This window comes from Nocardioides sp. CPCC 206348 (assembly GCF_048654705.1).
Classification (GTDB): Bacteria; Actinomycetota; Actinomycetes; order Propionibacteriales; family Nocardioidaceae; genus Nocardioides.
Genome location: NZ_JBMCZA010000193.1, coordinates 35,056 through 52,136, shown reverse-complemented (window position 1 = coordinate 52,136; position 17,081 = coordinate 35,056). Strand labels below are relative to the sequence as shown.

Sequence of the window (17,081 nt, the reverse complement as noted above, 5' to 3'; positions counted from 1 at the left end):
CGAGGCTGACCCGAGGCTGACCCGAGGCTGACACCGTGTACCACTTTCTTCCGTCGCTCCGGGGGCCTAACCTCCACCCATGGCAAATGAGAACACGTTCTACTCGCCGGTCCCGGTCGTCGTCTGGGGTACCGGCAACATGGGACGCGCATCGATCCGCGCCGTTGCGGCCCATCCCGACCTGACGCTCGCGGCGGTCATCGTGGCCGACGAGGCCAAGGTCGGCCGCGACGCCGGCGACCTCGCCGAGCTCGGCCGCACCCTCGACGTCGCGGCGACCAGCGACGTCGACGCGGCGCTCGCCACCCTCGGTGGCGGGGGAGCGGTCGCCTATGCGGCCTCCGGCGAGCTGCGCCCGGACGAGGCAGCCGTCGACATCGCTCGTGCTCTCAGCGGTGGCGCCGTCGTGGTGACGCCGTCCATCTATGCCCTCTACGACCACCGCAGCGCCCCCGACGAGCTCCGCGAGCCGCTCGAGAAAGCGTGTGCCGAGGGCGGTTCCGCGCTCTTCGTGAGCGGCATCGACCCGGGCTGGGGCAACGACCTCCTGCCCGCTCTCGTCAGCGGACTGTCCTCGGAGATCGAGCAGGTCCGGTGCCAGGAGATCTTCGACTACTCGACCTACGACGCCGAGGACTCGGTCCGCTACATCGTCGGCATGGGCCAGCCGATGGACTACGAGCCGATGATGGTCGCGGCCGGGATCCCGTCCATGGTCTGGGGTGGCCAGATCCGGATGATTGCCCGCGCCCTCGGTGTCGAGGTCGACGAGCTGCGCGAGACCGTGGAGCGGCGAGCGCTCGACGCGACCGTCACCACCGCACTCGGTGACTTCGACGCGGGAACCCAGGGCGGGTTGCGCTTCGAGGTCCAGGGCATCGTCGACGGCGAGCCCCTGATCGTGATCGAGCACGTCACCCGGATCACCCCTGCGTGCGCCTACGACTGGCCTATGCCGCCGGACGGTGGGGACGGCGCGCACCGGGTGATCATCGAAGGACGCCCGCGCATCGAGATCAACGTGGAAGCGACCGACGAGGGCGGCAACCGCGCCGCGGGCGGCAACGCCACCGCCGCCAACCGCCTGGTGAACTCGATCCCGTGGCTGCGCTCCGCCGCGCCCGGCCTGTACGACGGCCTCGACGTGCCGCTGCAGCCGAGCGTCTACCTCCGTGGAAAGGGCAAGTGACGTGTTCATCGACATCCCCGAGGGCAAGGACCCGATCCTCTACGTCTGGGGCGAGCTGGTGCCCGGCATCGGTCCCGCCGCATCGGCCTTCGCCATGAGCATCTACGAACACAGCACGCTCGGCCTGCGGGAGTTCGAGGCCGCACGCCTGCGGATCGCCCAGATCAACGGCTGCCTGTTCTGCCAGGACTGGCGCACCGAGCGCGACGGCGCCAAGGTCGAGGAGTCCTTCGACGAAGCCGTCGCGGAGTGGCGCACCACCCGCGACTTCGACGACCGGACCCGGATCGCCGCCGAGTACGCCGAGCGGTTCGCCCTGGACCACCACGGGCTCGACGAGGGCTTCTGGCAGCGGATGCGGGCGCAGTACAGCGACCGCGAGATCGCGGAGCTCTCGATGTGCCTCGGTTCGTGGATCGGCTTCGGCCGGCTCAACCGGGTGCTCGGCCTCGACGCCGCCTGCGTCCTGCCGAGCCACGCCGGCAAGGCCTGAGCGTGGCCCGCTGCGACTAGGAACGCAGCAACGTCGCGAACAACGCGATCGACTCGTCGATCGCCTGCTGGCAGTGGGTCGACCACGTGCCCATGTCGAAGAAGCCGTGGATCAGGTCGGGGTAGGCCTGGTGGTGGACCTGGCCGCCGGCCGCCGCCAGGGCCTCGGCGTAGGCGATGCCCTCGTCGCGGAGCGGGTCGAACCCGGCGGTGACCACGACGGCCGGCGGCTGGTCAGCGAGGTCGCCGCGCAGCGGGGCAGCCAAGGGGTCCTCGAAGTCCATCCCCTCCGCGGAGAAGTGGGTCAGGAACCACAGCAGCGTGCCGGACTCCAGGAAGTAGCCCGTCGCGTTCTCCTCCCGCGACGGGAAGTCGCCGACGATCGCGGTCGTCGGGTAGACGAGGAACTGGGCGGCGATGCCGGGCACGTGCTGGGCGGCGACGGCTGACAGGTTGCCGCCCGCGGAGTCGCCGGCGACCGCAAGGACCTCGCTGCCGCCGTACTCGCCGAGGCGGGACTGGATGTCGAGCACCGAAGCGATCGCGTCCCTCGGCGCACTCGGGAACCGCGCCTCGGGGGCCAGGCGGTAGTCGACCGCCACCACGACGGACTGCGTGCCGTGGCAGATGGAGCGAGCCATTGCCTCGTGGGTGTCGAGGTCGCCGAAGACGAACCCACCACCGTGGAACAGGACGACCGTCGGGACGGGTCCCTCCGTCTCGGGGCGGTAGACCCGCGCGGCCAGCGGACCGTCACCACCGGCGACCTTGTCATCGGTGACAGAGGCGACCTCCGCCATCGTGCCCGGCGGCCGGAAGTCGACGGTCAGCTTGCGGTACGCCGCGCGTGCGTCCACGGCGGACTGGGCGTGGACCGGGGTCCCCGCTGCAATGAGGGACAGGAGCGGGACGAGCTGGCGGTCGACAGGCATGTCGGGAAAGGTAACCCAGTCGCCGCCGGAAACGACCTCAGGTCGGCCAATTGGCCGGGAAGTCGTCGGCCGCCGCCTCCTGTTGCTTGCGCAACTTCTTCATCGCCTTCGCAGAGACCCGGTCACCGAAGACGGTCCCCAGCGTGTGGTCCGTCTCGTGCTGCAGGCACTTGGCCAGCAGTCCGTCGCCCTCGAAGCGCACCGGCTGCCCGTCCAGCCCCTGGCCCTCCACCGCCGCGAAGTCGGGACGCGCGCAGGGGACGAACGCGCCTGGGAAGGACAGGCATCCCTCGGGGCTGTCGTCGAGGTACCGGTCGTTGCCCTCGGGCAGGACCAGCGTCGGGTTGCAGACCACGCCGATGACGCGCTCGTCCTCGTCGTTGGGGCAGTCGAAGACGAACATCGCGACGTCCTCGCCGATCTGGCAGGCCGCCAGGCCCACCCCGTCGGCGGCGTACATCGTCGCGACCATGTCGGCGGCGAGCGCCCGGAGCTGGTCGTCGAACACGGTGACCAGCTGCTGGGGGCGGTGCATGACCGGCGTGCCCCACCGGGTCATCGGCCGGACCGAACCGCCTCGGGGCAGCGGTCCGTACGGCGCCACCACCGTCTCGACCACGTGCTCGTCGCTGCTCTCGTCGCCCTTGCCCCACGCCATGGGTGAATCCTAGGAGCGCGTGCATCGGGTGCGTCAGTCGCCGTGCGCCTCGAGCAGGTTCTGTGGCCAGCTGCGGACGGGGAGGGGACCTCCGGGATCACCCTGGGCCGACGAGAAGGCGAGGCGATGGCCGTCGTGGGGCGGCGTGCCGTCGTCGATCGTGATCACCGGCGGGTGTGTCGGCGGAATGGCGTTGATGACGAAGACCGATCGAGTGGCCGGGGGCCGGTACCGGAGAACGGTCACCACCAGGCTCGGTGACACGTTGCCCAGGTTGCCCTTCGCGGTGACGACGCTGACCCGGAGCACCTTCTTGCCGGCCGTCCTGGCCAGCGTGCTCAGCTGGTAGTACCCACCAGTGGTGGTTCGGGAAGAGGAGAGGTTGTACCACCTGCCGTCGACCCGCCTCTGCAAGGTCACCGTCACGTCCCGATCGCCGGGAGCGATCCGACCCGAGACCACGATCTGCCGACCACGCCGCACCCTGTCCCTCGCGAGGGTGGCACTGATCCTGCGCTTGACGGTGACGACGAGGGTCTTCGAGACGCTGCCGGCGAACACCGCTCCGGGTGGAGTGCGGAGCTGGTAGAGCGTCAGCCTCTGCGGCGTGATGTGGAACTGGCCGTAGGTCGTTTCGGTGTACGGCCTTGCCCCCGCATACGTGAAGCTCGGCGAACCGTACAACCGCCGGTGGAGCTGAGCGGTCCCCGCGGTCCAGCCGGAAGGGACGACGCCGTCCGAGAAGCCGTATCCGTCACCGAGCAGGTAGTGGTCCTGCCCGTGGATCAGGTTGATGCGCGTGACATCGCGAATCACCGGTGCATCGGTCCGGTGCTCCAGCGTGGCGGAGATGTACGCCCCGGACCGGGCGCCCTCGAAATCGTAGATCCGGTCGCTGCCCGCGCTCGTGACCCGCAGGTTGTCCATGTAGTAGGTGCGCCCGGTGCAGCCGTAGGCGAACCCGACGTAGGCGGCCTTGCCGTTGGAAAGGTAGTCGTTTGCCAGCTCCGCGACGGTCCCTTGGAAACCCCGGGTGGGATCGACCTCGTCCGTTTCGATGTCGAGGAATGCCCACTGGAAGACGATGTCGGCGAGGTCTCCGCTTCCTTGCCATCCCGAACCACCGGCGAACAGAGGGCTGATGGCGAACCAGTAGCCGTCGTCATCGCCGAAGTTGTTGGGGTAGTACTGGGCGAGGGCGTAGCCGTCCGGGTTCGCGTTGACGGGCAGATCGGGATGCAGCGTCGACCACGTCACCGAGGAGAGTGTTGTCGGATCCTTGACCTCAGCAGTGAGCCCGGCCATCACGCCCGTGTCGTCGAACTGGAACCCGGTGGCCTGATGGCCGCGGGCGCCCCCGAGGCGGTAGTCGTAGTAATAGGGCGACTCAGCCTGACCGGGGCAGACGAAGGCCTCGTAGAAGATGTCGTCGTGGTCCTCGAAGCCGTGAATCGTCACGACTTCGGGCCCGACCACGGCTCGAGTCGCCGCCACGGGAGCAAGGGCGAGAAGTGAGCTGGCAGTGACGGCTGCCAGTGTCCGGCGAACGGTCCGCTGCATGATCCCCCCACGGGACTCGGCATTGACGGCGCCACCCGAGGGGCCTCTTGCACAGTAGCCACGCCGTTGCGGCCCCGTGACCGGCTTCGTCCAGGACCATCGGAATCGAGGACCGCCATGCGCCGCCCGGTCCCTCGGATTCGCGGACGAGCCCACCCGGATCTGAGACGGTGAAGACGTGTCGATCCACCGCGAACTCCTGGCGTTGGTCCGCCAGGCGGGCGTTGCCGTGCTCTCGGACGCGAGCGAGTTCCGGGCCGCATTCGACGACTTCGTGCTGGAGGGGTCGGCCACCGAAGGCGACGCGAACCTGCTGACCGACGCGATCCGGTTGGGTGCCCTCGGCCGCGTCATCGAACAGATCAGCCAGGGTGCCGATCCCGGGCTGGCCATCGAAGCGCAAGGTGCCCGGTTGGCCCAGCAACGCGGAACGCAGGAAGCAGCCGGCGCCGAGTGGGCGCTCGCCGTGCTCGCCCATGCCCGTGGCGACCTGGACGAGCAGGCGCTCCTGGCGCGGTACCGCGCACCGTCGGACTCGATCGCACGCCCGGCCTTCCTGGAGACACCACCGACGGTGCCGCCCCCACCGGTGAGCCTGCCCCCCACCGTCAATCCGCCGCCGGTACTCGTCGCACCCACGGTGCCGCCACCCACGGCACCGCGCACCCAGCGGTCCACAGCCCGCGCCGACGCACCTCTCCCCCCGAGCACGCACCGCACGAAGCGGTCACGGAGCCGATTCGTCGCGGCCGCCGTGGTCGTCGTCCTGGCTGTCGGTGGCGCTGGGGCCGTCGCGCTCCTGAACCTCGGCGACGAACCACGGAGCGAGGCGGGTCCGCCGACCGACGGACCGAAGGAACCCGACGTCCGCATGGTGAGTCCCGGAACCCTGGTCGCGAGCAGCGACGTGGTTCCGGCGAAGGCACCCGGCCGGGTCGTCCTTGCCGGTCGCCTCGGTGGCGTCCAGGTGACCGCGCTCGGCCCGGTGGACCGGGTCGGCCTCGGTGACGAGGCACAGGTGGCCGCGCCGGGGGAGCGGCTCCTTGCCTTCACGCTGGCCAAGGGACCGTGCCAGAACGCTGGAAAGTGCGTGGCGTGGCAGGACCTCGGCCTGAAGGTCGTGGTGGCCGGGACGGAGAGGGAGGTGCCCGCTGGCGGCCCGACCTTCCTCGCATCGGCACCCGAGGACGCCACCGTCGAGCTGCAGTACGACGCCGGCGACGGCTTCGACCAGCGGGTGTCCCTGATCGACGGCCGTGCCACGGGCAACAACATCGAGGTCCTGGCCCGAGGGAAGCGGACAGCAAGGGTGAACAGGACCAAGCCCGTGCAGGTCACCGTGCAGGCGGGCGGCTCCCGCACGAGCATCGCGTGGGACGTGACGGTCGGCAGGGCGGAGCTGTTCTTCTTCGAGGAGGAAGAAGCCGTGGGCGCACCTGATCTCGCCTACCTGAGGATCGGGGTGACCTATCGGGACCCGCGGGGCAAGGATCATGGCTTCTTCGCGCCGGAGCTGCATCTGCTGGGACCGGACCGCAAGGAGCTGGAGCGGCGCAACCTCGGCACCAAGGACGAGCCGAACGTCCTGTTCGTGGTTCCTGCGGAATTCACCACCGGAACGCTGGAGGTGCGGGGGACGAGGTCCACCGGCTGCGCGGTGGACGGAGTCAGGACGACCTGCACGGTCGGCATCCCGAGAACTCCGTTCAAGGTGACGCTCCCTGATTGATGCGCGGATCACACGCCGAATCGCCGGAAGATGTAGCGCAATGTGTAACTCACAGTTACATTTACGTCATGTCCCTGATCAGCAACCTCAAGCCGGGCGGCAAGCACGGGGTTCCGAGCAACGAGAACCGAGACCCCATCGGTTACCTCGTCGCCGGCCTCAACCGGCTCGCCCAGAGCGATCTCCTCGACAAGGTCGGCCTGCGCAAGCAGACCGAGCAGGTCGTCTTCAACGTCACCCGCACCGGGTTCAAGGCCGCGACGAGCGCCAGCCGGACCTTCTCGAAGGCCGGCAAGAAGGGTCAGCCGGGCACCCGGCCGGCCTCGGCCCCGTCGACCGGTGTCTTCGACCTGACGCCCACCGAGGACGAGCAGATGCTCGTCGACCTGGTGACCGAGTTCGCCGAGGAGGTCGTGCGCCCTGCCGCATCGGCCGCCGACGCTGCGTGCGCGGCCCCCGACGACCTGCTCAAGTCGAGCCTCGAGATCGGCCTGCCGATCCTCGGCCTGCCCGAAGAGCTTGGCGGCGTCTCTGAGGAGCGTTCGGCCATGGCCGGCACTCTCGTCGCGGAGGCCCTCGCCAAGGGCGACATGGGCCTCGCGGTCGCGACCCTCGCGCCCGGCTCGGTCGCCACGGCCCTCGGCCTGTGGGGCACCGACGCCCAGCAGCAGACGTACCTCCCGGCCTTCACGGGCGACGAGGTCCCGGCTGCTGCGCTCGCGCTCAACGAGCCCACCGTCCTGTTCGACGTCCTGAGCCCGTCGACCACCGCCACCAAGAGCGGCGACGGCTACGTCCTCAACGGCACCAAGAGCCTGGTCGTCCGCGGTGAGAGCGCCGAGCTCTTCATCGTCGGCGCCGCGCTCGACGGCAAGCCGGTCCTGTTCCTGGTCGAGTCCTCGACCGAGGGCCTCAGCGTCGGTGGCGACCCCGCCATGGGCGTCCGGGCCGCATCGATGACGACGCTGAACCTCGAGAACGTCAAGGTCCCCGCCGACGCCGTGCTCGGTGAGACCGACGGTACGACGTACACCGAGTGTGTGCGCCTCTCGCGCCTCGCCTGGTGTGCCCTGGCCGTCGGTACCGGCCAGGCCGTGCTCGACTACGTCGGTCCCTACGTCAAGGGACGCGAAGCGTTCGGCGAGCCGATCGCCCACCGCCAGTCGGTGGCGTTCATGGTCGCCAACATCGCGATCGAGCTGCAGGCCATGCGCCTGCTGACCTACCGCGCCGCTTCCCGCGCCGCTGCCGGCAAGGACTTCTCCAAGCAGGTCGCGCTGGCCCGTCGCCTGTGCGCCGAGAAGGGCATGCAGATCGGCAACGACGGCGTGCAGCTGCTCGGTGGTCACGGATTCGTCAAGGAGCACCCGGTCGAGCGTTGGTACCGCGACCTGCGTGCCATCGGCATCATGGAAGGAACGGTGCTGGTCTGATGGCCATCAACCTCGAAGTTCCCCGGAAGCACCGGGCGCTCATCGACCAGGCCCACCAGGTCGCGATGAACATGCTGCGGCCGATCTCCCGCAAGTACGACCTCGCCGAGCACGAGTACCCCAAGGAACTCGACGTCCTCGCCGCGATGATCGACGGCCTCTCCGAGTCGGGTGCCAGCGAAGGCGCCGGCGCGACCGGTGTCCGCCGCGACGACATCGCCGACGACAAGACGGTCAAGAACGGCGCCAACATGGCATCCGTGACCTCGGTCGCCGAGATGTGCTGGGGCGACGTCGGCCTGATGCTGTCGTTCCCGCGCCAGGGCCTCGGCAACTCCGCCATCGCCTCGGTCGCCAACGACGAGCAGATGAAGCGGTTCCACGGCAAGTGGGCGTCGATGGCGATCACCGAGCCGGCCTTCGGGTCCGACTCGGCGCAGGTGTCGACCACCGCGGTCCTCGACGGCGACGAGTACGTCATCAACGGCGAGAAGATCTTCGTCACCTCCGGCGAGCGTTCCGACTGCATCGTCGTGTGGGCAACGCTGGACAAGTCCCTCGGCCGGGCGGCGATCAAGTCGTTCGTCGTGGAGAAGGGCACCCCCGGCGTCAAGGTCGAGCGGCTCGAGGAGAAGCTCGGCATCCGCGCCTCCGACACCGCGGTGATCACCTTCACCGACGCCCGCGTGCCGAAGGAGAACCTGATGGGTTCCCCGGAGGTCAACGTGGAGCAGGGCTTCGCCGGCGCCATGGCGACCTTCGACAACACCCGTCCGCTGGTGGCCGCGATGGCCGTCGGTACGGCGCGCGCGTCGCTCGACCTGACCCGCGACCTGCTCAAGCAGGCCGGCGTCGAGATCGACTACGACCGCCCGGCGTACCTCCAGCACGCTGCGGCCGCGAAGTTCCTCCAGCTCGAGGCCGACTGGGAAGGTGCGCGCCTGCTCACCCTCCAGGCCGCGTGGATGGCGGACAACCGCAAGCCCAACTCGCTCGAGGCCTCGATGTCGAAGGCGAAGGCCGGCCGTGTCGGCTCCGACGTCACCTTGTCCTGCGTCGAGCTGTGTGCGTCCATCGGCTACAGCGAGACCGAGCTGCTCGAGAAGTGGGCCCGCGACTCGAAGATCCTCGACATCTTCGAGGGCACCCAGCAGATCCAGCAGCTGATCGTGGCTCGCCGGGTGCTCAACCTCTCGAGCGCCGAGCTCAAGTGAGCTGAGCATCAGCAGCTGAGCATTGCTGGTCGGCCCGTCCCGCGCTCTGCGGGGCGGGCCCTCCACATTTTTCGGGATGGGACGTGACACCGTGGTGCCGTCGCGCGAAGTAGGAGCGGAATGCAGCAGACCTCAGACGGCGGGTTCGCCGAGGTGTACGCAGAACACGTGACGCCCGTCTGGCGCTACGTGCGCCTGCGGCTGCCCAGCGACACCGATGCGGAGGACGTGACGAGCCAGGTCTTCGAACGAGCGATGCGGTCCTGGTCGGGGTACGACGCCAGCCGCGGCCGCGTCGGCGGCTGGCTGATCGGCATTGCCCGCCACACGATCGCCGACTGGTGGCGCCGAACCGGCCGGGAGTTCCCGACCGACCTCGCGGCATCCGGCCTCGGCGAGGGGGTGGCTGACGACGATCCCGAGGGCGAGGTGCTGAGGCGCCTCGGTGCCGACGAGGTACGACGCCGGCTGGGTGTGTTGACGCCGCGGGAGCGGGAAGCCGTGGCCCTCCGGTTCGGCAGCGAGCTCAACTCGACCGAGATCGCGGAGATCCTCGGCGTCACTCCGAGTGCGGCTCGGATGTTGTTGCACCGCGGAATCGGCCGGTTGCGGGAGGTGATGGGCGATGTCTGACGACTTCGATGCCGAGATCCTGGACACGTCGATCGATGACGTCCTGTCCGGCCGTGCCGGCTCGGACGCTGACCCGGGAGTGCTCTGGCTTGCTGCCGCGGCACGACCGACGCCCCCTGCCTCCCTCGTTGCGCGCATCGATGCATCGATGCGGCCAGCCGCTGCTCCAGCGCCAGCGAAGGTCCCGGCGCGTGAACGGCCCTTCCTGGAGGACCGGCCCAGCCTGGTCCTGAGCGCCGTCGCCGCCGCCCTTGCCTTCGCGTTCGTGTTCCAGGCGCTGGGCAACATCATCGCGGGGGACTGGATCGCGGAGAACCTCGGCGAGCCCCACGGCCCCCACGCCTACTTCGAGGGTGCCCTGGCCATGACGGCGGCAGGGGTCTGCGCGCTGGCCGCGGCCGTGCGCCGGTCGTGGGCGGGCGTGTCGGTCCTGACCTGTTCCCCGCTCGCGTTGAGCCTCGGCGTGCACGGTCTCGGCGAGATCGGGGAGTTCGCCGCCGGCGCCATCCTGCATGTCACCGAAGGCACGCTCGGACTGCTGCTGATCGCGGCCTGGTGGTGGGACCGACGTGACACCTCGCGCCGTTCCCGCGAAGAACGGGCATGACGACACCCTCCCCAGGGACGCCCGTGCGGGCGTTCGGCATCGTGCTCGCCGTTCCCCAGACCGTGATCGGCGTCTGGGCGTCACTGAGCCCGCGCGGCTGGTTCGACAACTTCCCGGGCCTGGGTCCGGCGCTCGTGGCAGCCGAACCGCCGTACAACCAGCACCTGGTGACCGACGCGGGCGCCGGGTTCCTGGCGATCGGCCTTCTCCTGCTGGGCGCCTGCGTGTTCGGAGGAGCCCCCGAGATCCGGATGGCGGCGATCGCCCACCTGATCTTCAGCGTCCCGCACCTGATGTATCACGCCGCGCATCCCTCGCCGCTGCTCCCGGCCGTCAACGACGTCCTCAACGTGGTCCTGCTCGGCGCCGAAGTGGCGGCCGGACTGGTCCTGATCGTCCTCACCACTCACCGAAAGGCCATGGCATGGGCATCCTGAAGCGAATCTGGGTCTACCTGAAGGTGATGCGCAAGGCGAAGCGCAACCGCGGCGACCTCTACGGCTGGTTGGTACGACGCCCGCAGCTTCTCGTCGCACAGGGAACCTACGAGTCGTCCCTGATGTTGATGGGACGGCTCCCTGCTGCGCTCAAGACGCTCGCGATCGCCAAGGCGGCGATGATCGTGAACTGCGAGTACTGCCTGGACATCGGCGCCGAGATCGCGCGCACGGAAGGCATCTCCGACGAGAAGCTCGCTGCGCTGCTGGAGCCCGACGGCAACCCGGCGCTCAGCGCCGACGAACAGCTCGTGGTCGCGTTCTCCGCGGCGATCTCGGCGTCGCCGGCGGAGGTTCCCGACGAACTGCGGGCGCGTCTCAACGAACGCTTCACCCGGGCGCAGCTGACCGAGCTCGCGGCCGAGATCGCCTGGGAGAACCAGCGGGCACGGCTAAATCAGGCGCTCGGCGTGCGTCCCTCGGGGTTCTCGGACGGGTCGTTCTGCCTCATCCCGGAGCCGAGCCGCCAGGGCTGAGCCCGGCGCCGGCCGAAGGGGCCAGCTCGTGGTGCAGGGGCGGCTGCCACCCGCGCAACCCGTAGACGTGGTCGATGCTCAGCTTCACCTGCTCGGCCTCGGCGACGGGGACCAGTGCGATCGAGCAACCGCCGAACCCACCGCCCGTCATCCGTGCCCCCAGAGCACCGGAACGAAGTGCGGCGTCGACTGCGGCATCCAGTTCAGGGCAGGACACGGCGAAGTCGTCCCGCAACGAGGCATGGGACTCCTCCAGGAGGCGCCCGAGCGCGACCCAGTCCTGTGTGTCGACGGCAGCCACGACGCCGCGGACTCGAGCGTTCTCCGTGACCACGTGCCGGGTGCGGGCGCGCTCGACCGGGTCAGTCAGGACGTCGAGATCGGCTGTTGTCGCTTCTCGCAGTGATGCGACCCCCAGTGTCGTGGCCGCCGCTTCGCACTCGGCACGTCGCTGGGCGTACCCGCCGTCGCCGTCGGCCAGGGAGTGGCGCACTCCGGTGTCGGTCACGATGACCGTGAGGCCGGCTTCACTGAACGGCAACGTGACCGGCACGGCCGACGGGTTGGTCGGGTCGGCGAAGTCGATCAGCACGGCCTGGTCGACGGCACCCAGCAGGCTCGCGAGCTGGTCCATGCCACCGGTGGGCGCACCGACGTACTCCGTCTCGGCACGGCGACAGGCCTCGGCGAGGTGCAGGCGTGCGGCGGTGTCCAGCTCGTGCCCGAGGAGGCCGGCGAGTCCGACCGCGACCGCGCACTCCAGCGCGGCGGAGCTGGACAGCCCACCCCCGAGCGGGATGGTCGAGGAGATCGTGATGTCGAGGCCGGGCACCTGCCACCCGTCCTGGCCCAGCGCCCAGATCACCCCGGCGACGTACGACGTCCAGCCGGTCACGGCACGCGCCGACACGTCGTCCAGCGACCCTGACCACGGCTCGCCCTTGTCGCTGGCGATCGTGAGCCCGCGGTCCTCACGGACCGTCAGCGTCGCGGTGCACGCGAGCGGGATCGCATAGGGGAGGCAGAGTCCGTGGTTGTAGTCCGTGTGCTCGCCGATCAGGTTCACCCGTCCGGGAGCGACCGAGGTCACGGTTGTCGGGGGCAGGGAGGACGAGGTGGTCACGGGTCCATCCTGCCCGTTGCGGTGTCGCTAGATTGTCTGCCGTGCCGCGCCCCCTGATCGTTGCCGCGACCGCGGCCGAAGCCGTCCATGTCCCTGCCGGGTTCGAGATCCTGGTGACCGGCCTCGGCAAGACCGCTGCCGCCACGTCACTCGCCCGCCATCTCGCGGCTCGCGGCGACCTGGCCGACCTGGTGGTCGTCAACATCGGCACCGCCGGCGCCCTGCGCGACGGCACCGACGGGCTGTTCGAGGTCGGGACGGTCCTCAACCACGACATCAACGCCGACGCCATCCGCGCGCTCGGCTACGACCCGCGCGAGCGTCTGGTCGTCGGCGCGAGTCCGACCGTGCTCGCGACCGGCGATGTCTTCGTGACCGATCCGGTCGTGCGGGCACGGCTCGCGGATCAGGCGCACCTGGTCGACATGGAGGGCTACGCGTTCGCCTACGTGGCGCAGGAGTTCGGCGTCCCGGTCCGGCTGGTCAAGCACGTGTCCGACAACGCGGACGAGACCGCGCTCGAATGGGTCGCGATGGTGGACCGGAGCGCGCGGGTGCTGGGGGAGTGGGTCGCGGCCGAATTCGGCTGATCAGCGGCTGCTGCTGGGCCGTCGCCCGCGCGACACCCCCACGAAGTCCTGGTGCACGTCGCTGTCGGCGGAGCGCAGCCACAGCAGGGCCACGCTCGTCGGCTCCAGGTCGACGGGACGCTGGACCACGTCCTTGCGGTGGTGGAGGCGCGCCACGGACATCGGCACGATGACGATCCCGGTACCGGAGGCAGCCACCTCGATGGCGTCCTTCACGGACATCGGCGGGAACGCGAGCTGGTCGACGCTCGGCGTCCAGCCGGACGGGTGCGGCAGGACCAGTTGCTCCTCGCCCAGGTCCTCCAGCGGGATCGGCGAGTCGGCGTCGGCAGCCGCCACGAAGTGCTCCAGGCCCGCGACCACGACCGGCACCTCGTCGTACAACTTCACACAGTGGAGGGGGGTGGGCGACTCGAGGTCGACGGGCAGTCGGGCGATCACCATGTCGGCGGTGCCGTCATCGAGTACGGCGCGCTGCTGGTCCTGCTCGATGGGCTGCAGCTCGAGCCGGATCCGGGGGTTGCGCTCGCGCCAGGCACGGGCCCACTTGTCGGGGGTCACGCCGGAGACGAAGGCGACACGCAGCTGCTGCATGTGCCCACGATCCCAGACGTGACCCCCTGGGGGAGGATCAGGCCTGGGCCATCAGCCCGAACTGCACGGCGCCCGTGTCGTCCACGCCGGCGTCGAGCACCATCGCATCGAGCTGCTCGGCTGCCTTCGGGTCGAGAAAGACCGTCGCTCCGTCCTGTTCCACGACGCGGTCCCCGGCCGCTGGTTCCTCACTCGCCACCACGGTGAATCCCGCTTCGGCGGCGGTGATGCGGAGTCCAGCGGTGTCCGGCACGGTGGACACATCGGTCATCTGCTTGACGATCGTGCAGGCGTTCTCAGTCAGGGTGAGCATGGTTGCCTTCCCGGTTCGAGGTCAGAGACCCCTCCCAAGGTTGCACGCGCGTGGTCACCGTTCAAGGACGACGACCGACAAGGGGGTCCCCGATGCGGTGTCCGCGGCCACCCTTTGCTAACGTTTCCACGCACTCGTCCGGGTGGCGGAATTGGCAGACGCGCTAGCTTGAGGTGCTAGTGCCCGTATTAGGGCGTGGGGGTTCAAGTCCCCCCTCGGACACCAACGTGATGTGGCCTCTGACCTGCGGAAACGCAGCAGGGGCCACAGTGCGTTCTGGTGCACGGAGCACCAGCGGAGCCCAGGTCGCCGCACAGTGCCGATTCGCCAGTTTCGCGAGTCCAGGTGGTCCGCTGGTGCCCGGACCAGATTCCCACAGGTGGCTTGCACCGACGGTTGACGAGATCAGGCGGCGAACCTAGGTTCGGGGTCACTTGCTGAGCTCGTTGACGTGCTCGGGCCGCACGCGGATTGCGAACTGGCTCGAACGCCCCGCGTTCCGATGGCCGAACAAGACGTTGCCATCGAAGGCACGATTCGTGCCTGTCAGCGCGCACTTCGAAAGGGACCCGGAATCGAAGGGATGAGCGCCCCGCCGACGGTCGCGATGGCGGCGCTGTTCGTCTGCACCCTGTTGGCCGCCACGGGCTGTGGTGAATCTGCTGGGGAAGGCGACTGCACGCAGGCTCTGAGGTTCCGAGACGAGACGTATCTCAGCTACGCCTCGTCGGACCTGGGTGTCGCCGATCGTGATCTCGGACCAGGCGACCTGGTTGCGTGTGCCGACGACGGCGGCGCCAGCCAGGAGGGCGACAGGGTCGAGTCGGTGCGCGTTCACAGCATCGACGACCAGGACTCCGCCCAGGTCGTCGGGGTGGAGATCGAGGGGCGCCTCGATCTCTACTTCCGCGACGGGATGGACTCCAAGGAGATCGACCGATTGATCGAGGATCTGACGTGACCAGCAGCGCTCGCCACCGCACATGTGGCGGGCACCGCTCTGGCAGCTAGCCTGCCGCAATGACGATGACCGCCAGCCAGATCGCGGCGTCCGTCCGCGCCGGCGAGACCTCAGCACGCGACCACACCCGGTCGGCACTCGATCGCATCGTGGACCTCGACGGTCCGGTGGGTGCCTTCCAGGTCGTCCGCGCCGATCGCGCCCTCGACGAGGCCGATGCCGTGGACCGAAGGTCGGATCGATCGGTCCTTCCCCTCGCCGGGGTCCCGATCGCGATCAAGGACAACGTCCAGGTCGCCGGAGAGCCGATGCGCGACGGCGCGGCGGGCAGCGATCCAGCGCCACAGGAGACAGACCACGAAGTCGTACGACGCCTGCGGGCGGCGGGTGCCGTGGTCGTCGGCCTGACCCGGGTGCCCGAGCTCTGCGTCTTCGGCGCGACCGACTCGACCTTCGGCGTGACCCGCAACCCGCTGGACCTGGGCCGCACGCCCGGCGGGTCCTCCGGCGGGTCGGCGGCAGCGGTCGCGGCGGGGATGGTCCCTGTCGCGCACGGCAACGACGGCATGGGATCGATCCGGATCCCCGCCGCCTGCTGCGGTCTCGTGGGCATCAAGCCCGGCCGCGGCGTCGTACCGGCCGAGCTCGGCAACGGCTCCTGGTTCGACATGTCCGAGAACGGACCGCTGGCCACGACGGTGGGCGATGCGGCCCTCGTGCTCTCGGTGATGGCCGACCGACCGGATCTCGCAGAGCTGCAGGAGCCACGCGCCCTGCGCATCGCCCTCTCAACCAAGGTGCCGATGCCCCTGAACCCGCTGCACAAGGACTGGCGGGGAGCCGCCGTGTCGACCGCCGACCTGCTGCGGTCCGCCGGCCACACGGTCAGCGAGGCCGACCCGAGGTACGGACAGACCCTCGCCGCGAGCGAGATCGCGCGCTGGACCGCCGGTACGGAGCTGGATGCGCAGTGGCTCGTGGATCGTGGCCAGATGGCGAAGCGCACGCGGCGCCATGCCGCAGTGGGGCGGATGGTCCTCAAGGCCGGTCTCCCCAAGGAGAAGGGACGAGCGGCCTGGATCGCTCGCGCCGAGCGGCTCTTCGCCGACCACGACGTCCTGTTGACCCCGGCGCTCGCGCGCTATCCGAAGTCGTCGGCCGCGTGGTCGGAGCGAGGATGGCTCGCCAACGTGATCTCGGACGCACGCCACGCGCCGTTCGCTGCGCCGTGGAACCTTGCCGGGTGGCCCGCGATCGTCGTACCGGCGGGCACGGGGACGGGGAGTACGCCGCTCGCGGTCCAGGTCGTGGCCAGGCCCGGTGGCGAGGGTCTCCTGCTCGGCCTTGCTGCCCAGCTGGAAGCGATCCGACCGTGGCGCAAGGAACCGTAGGTCAGTCCTCGCTCCGGTCGACCTCGTTGCCCTCCAGGTCGTAGTTGATGGACGCGTTCTGGCTGAATTCGTTGGAGACGTAGGCCGAGATCCAGACGTTGGCACGGTCGGGGAACGTGTCGTCGGGCTTGCGGATGATCAGGTAGCAGTCACCCGGGTCGTCGATCAGCGTCGCCACCTCGTCGCACATGTCTGCGAAGTGCGTGGCGTCGATGTCGGCCAGGTCGAAGACCTCGTCGTCGCTGGTGCCCTTCGTCGACTCGCTCAGGCTGCCGCCCCAGCGGTAGCTGATCTCCCGCTCGTCGTTGGGTGCGACGGGCACGTCGACGACGGCGTACTCGGGATAGACCACGGCCTCGAAGACCTCCGTGGAGCCGGTCTCCTCCTCGAGGTCCTCGAGCATGCTGGCGAAGCCCTCGACCGTCTGCGGTTCGCCGCCGTCGAAGGCGGACCTGGCGATCGAGACGACGCCCCACCCGACCGCCCCGAGCACAGCGGCGCCGACCAGGAGCAGGGGCAGAGCCGGACTCCGCCGCAGGACGGTGCGCTGCTTGATCGTGCGCGGCTTCGTCGGGGGAGTCGGCGGAGCAGGCGGCCGGTACGGCTCGATCTTCCCGGCGGGCTCTCCCTCCGGGGACGGGTCCGGGTTGTAGGTCTTCCACTCGTCGGGAGGAGTCACGCTCCCACGG

General features: G+C 69.6%; 19 protein-coding genes and 1 tRNA gene. 13 read left to right on the top strand and 7 right to left on the bottom strand.

Annotation, left to right across the window (positions count from 1 at the left end; all coding sequences use genetic code 11):
- Nucleotides 1-79 precede the first annotated feature (79 nt).
- Together ACOADB_RS17080 and ACOADB_RS17075 are read left to right on the top strand one after the other, a co-directional pair.
- The gene (locus ACOADB_RS17080; RefSeq protein ID WP_378601030.1) at nucleotides 80-1,189 is read left to right on the top strand and encodes a dihydrodipicolinate reductase; all 1,110 of its coding nucleotides are present in this window, start codon (nucleotides 80-82) and stop codon (nucleotides 1,187-1,189) included.
- On the top strand, nucleotides 1,173-1,682 hold the full coding sequence (locus tag ACOADB_RS17075) for a carboxymuconolactone decarboxylase family protein (RefSeq protein ID WP_378601027.1): 510 nt from the start codon (nucleotides 1,173-1,175) through the stop codon (nucleotides 1,680-1,682). Before ACOADB_RS17080 ends, ACOADB_RS17075 begins: the two co-directional genes overlap by 17 nt.
- A 16-nt stretch (nucleotides 1,683-1,698) precedes the next feature.
- On the opposite strand, the gene ACOADB_RS17070 is transcribed toward ACOADB_RS17075, so the two are convergent.
- The 3 genes from ACOADB_RS17070 to ACOADB_RS17060 are packed head-to-tail and all read right to left on the bottom strand — an operon-like array spanning nucleotide 1,699 to nucleotide 4,747.
- Nucleotides 1,699-2,613 carry an alpha/beta hydrolase gene (locus ACOADB_RS17070; RefSeq protein ID WP_378601024.1) on the bottom strand — a complete coding sequence of 305 codons (915 nt, stop codon included), beginning with the start codon at nucleotides 2,611-2,613 and terminating at the stop codon, nucleotides 1,699-1,701.
- A 37-nt stretch (nucleotides 2,614-2,650) separates the two neighbouring features.
- Entirely contained in the window at nucleotides 2,651-3,271 is a 621-nt protein-coding gene (gene def, locus ACOADB_RS17065) for a peptide deformylase (protein WP_378601021.1), read from the bottom strand.
- A 33-nt stretch (nucleotides 3,272-3,304) separates the two neighbouring features.
- Nucleotides 3,305-4,747: a hypothetical protein gene (locus ACOADB_RS17060; RefSeq protein ID WP_378601018.1), complete on the bottom strand. Its 1,443-nt coding sequence runs from the start codon at nucleotides 4,745-4,747 to the stop codon at nucleotides 3,305-3,307.
- 262 nt (nucleotides 4,748-5,009) lie between these two features.
- Between ACOADB_RS17060 and ACOADB_RS17055 the strand changes: the two genes are divergently transcribed.
- The 7 genes from ACOADB_RS17055 to ACOADB_RS17025 all read left to right on the top strand — a co-directional run bounded on the left by ACOADB_RS17055 (nucleotide 5,010) and on the right by ACOADB_RS17025 (nucleotide 11,420).
- Nucleotides 5,010-6,560, top strand: a complete 1,551-nt coding sequence (locus ACOADB_RS17055; protein WP_378601013.1) for a hypothetical protein — start codon at nucleotides 5,010-5,012, stop codon at nucleotides 6,558-6,560.
- A 68-nt stretch (nucleotides 6,561-6,628) separates the two neighbouring features.
- Nucleotides 6,629-7,993: an acyl-CoA dehydrogenase family protein gene (locus tag ACOADB_RS17050; protein WP_378601008.1), complete on the top strand. Its 1,365-nt coding sequence runs from the start codon at nucleotides 6,629-6,631 to the stop codon at nucleotides 7,991-7,993.
- Nucleotides 7,993-9,207, top strand: coding sequence for an acyl-CoA dehydrogenase family protein (locus ACOADB_RS17045; protein WP_378601004.1), 1,215 nt, complete (start codon nucleotides 7,993-7,995; stop codon nucleotides 9,205-9,207). Before ACOADB_RS17050 ends, ACOADB_RS17045 begins: the two co-directional genes overlap by 1 nt.
- Before the next feature lie 120 nt (nucleotides 9,208-9,327).
- Nucleotides 9,328-9,840 carry an RNA polymerase sigma factor gene (locus ACOADB_RS17040; protein ID WP_378601002.1) on the top strand — a complete coding sequence of 171 codons (513 nt, stop codon included), beginning with the start codon at nucleotides 9,328-9,330 and terminating at the stop codon, nucleotides 9,838-9,840.
- A complete protein-coding gene (locus ACOADB_RS17035) occupies nucleotides 9,833-10,447 on the top strand; it encodes a hypothetical protein (RefSeq protein WP_378601000.1) in 615 nt (204 codons plus the stop codon). Before ACOADB_RS17040 ends, ACOADB_RS17035 begins: the two co-directional genes overlap by 8 nt.
- Entirely contained in the window at nucleotides 10,444-10,884 is a 441-nt protein-coding gene (locus tag ACOADB_RS17030; RefSeq protein ID WP_378600997.1) for a hypothetical protein, read from the top strand. Before ACOADB_RS17035 ends, ACOADB_RS17030 begins: the two co-directional genes overlap by 4 nt.
- Nucleotides 10,872-11,420, top strand: coding sequence for a carboxymuconolactone decarboxylase family protein (locus ACOADB_RS17025; protein WP_378600994.1), 549 nt, complete (start codon nucleotides 10,872-10,874; stop codon nucleotides 11,418-11,420). The genes ACOADB_RS17030 and ACOADB_RS17025 overlap by 13 nt, the downstream gene beginning before the upstream one ends.
- On the opposite strand, the gene galK is transcribed toward ACOADB_RS17025, so the two are convergent.
- Entirely contained in the window at nucleotides 11,392-12,543 is a 1,152-nt protein-coding gene (galK, locus tag ACOADB_RS17020; RefSeq protein ID WP_378600991.1) for a galactokinase, read from the bottom strand. The genes ACOADB_RS17025 and galK overlap by 29 nt on opposite strands.
- Nucleotides 12,544-12,584: 41 nt before the next feature.
- Here galK and ACOADB_RS17015 point away from each other — a divergent pair, with 41 nt between their 5' ends.
- Nucleotides 12,585-13,133 carry a nucleosidase gene (locus tag ACOADB_RS17015; protein ID WP_378600988.1) on the top strand — a complete coding sequence of 183 codons (549 nt, stop codon included), beginning with the start codon at nucleotides 12,585-12,587 and terminating at the stop codon, nucleotides 13,131-13,133.
- Here ACOADB_RS17015 and ACOADB_RS17010 read toward each other — a convergent pair whose 3' ends face one another.
- Together ACOADB_RS17010 and ACOADB_RS17005 are read right to left on the bottom strand one after the other, a co-directional pair.
- On the bottom strand, nucleotides 13,134-13,727 hold the full coding sequence (locus ACOADB_RS17010) for a LysR substrate-binding domain-containing protein (protein WP_378600985.1): 594 nt from the start codon (nucleotides 13,725-13,727) through the stop codon (nucleotides 13,134-13,136).
- Nucleotides 13,728-13,764: 37 nt separating this feature from the next.
- Nucleotides 13,765-14,040, bottom strand: a complete 276-nt coding sequence (locus ACOADB_RS17005; RefSeq protein ID WP_378600982.1) for a Fe-S cluster assembly protein HesB — start codon at nucleotides 14,038-14,040, stop codon at nucleotides 13,765-13,767.
- Nucleotides 14,041-14,176: 136 nt separating this feature from the next.
- On the opposite strand from ACOADB_RS17005, the gene ACOADB_RS17000 reads away from it, so the two are divergent.
- From ACOADB_RS17000 to ACOADB_RS16990, 3 genes are all read left to right on the top strand, one after another.
- Nucleotides 14,177-14,265: transfer RNA gene (locus ACOADB_RS17000), tRNA-Leu, on the top strand.
- 358 nt (nucleotides 14,266-14,623) lie between these two features.
- The gene (locus tag ACOADB_RS16995) at nucleotides 14,624-15,001 is read left to right on the top strand and encodes a DUF6281 family protein (RefSeq protein ID WP_378600979.1); all 378 of its coding nucleotides are present in this window, start codon (nucleotides 14,624-14,626) and stop codon (nucleotides 14,999-15,001) included.
- A gap of 59 nt (nucleotides 15,002-15,060) precedes the next feature.
- On the top strand, nucleotides 15,061-16,392 hold the full coding sequence (locus ACOADB_RS16990) for an amidase (RefSeq protein WP_378600976.1): 1,332 nt from the start codon (nucleotides 15,061-15,063) through the stop codon (nucleotides 16,390-16,392).
- Nucleotide 16,393: 1 nt separating this feature from the next.
- On the opposite strand, the gene ACOADB_RS16985 is transcribed toward ACOADB_RS16990, so the two are convergent.
- Complete coding sequence (locus ACOADB_RS16985) at nucleotides 16,394-17,071, bottom strand: hypothetical protein (protein ID WP_378600974.1); 678 nt, start codon at nucleotides 17,069-17,071, stop codon at nucleotides 16,394-16,396.
- Nucleotides 17,072-17,081: the final 10 nt, after the last annotated feature.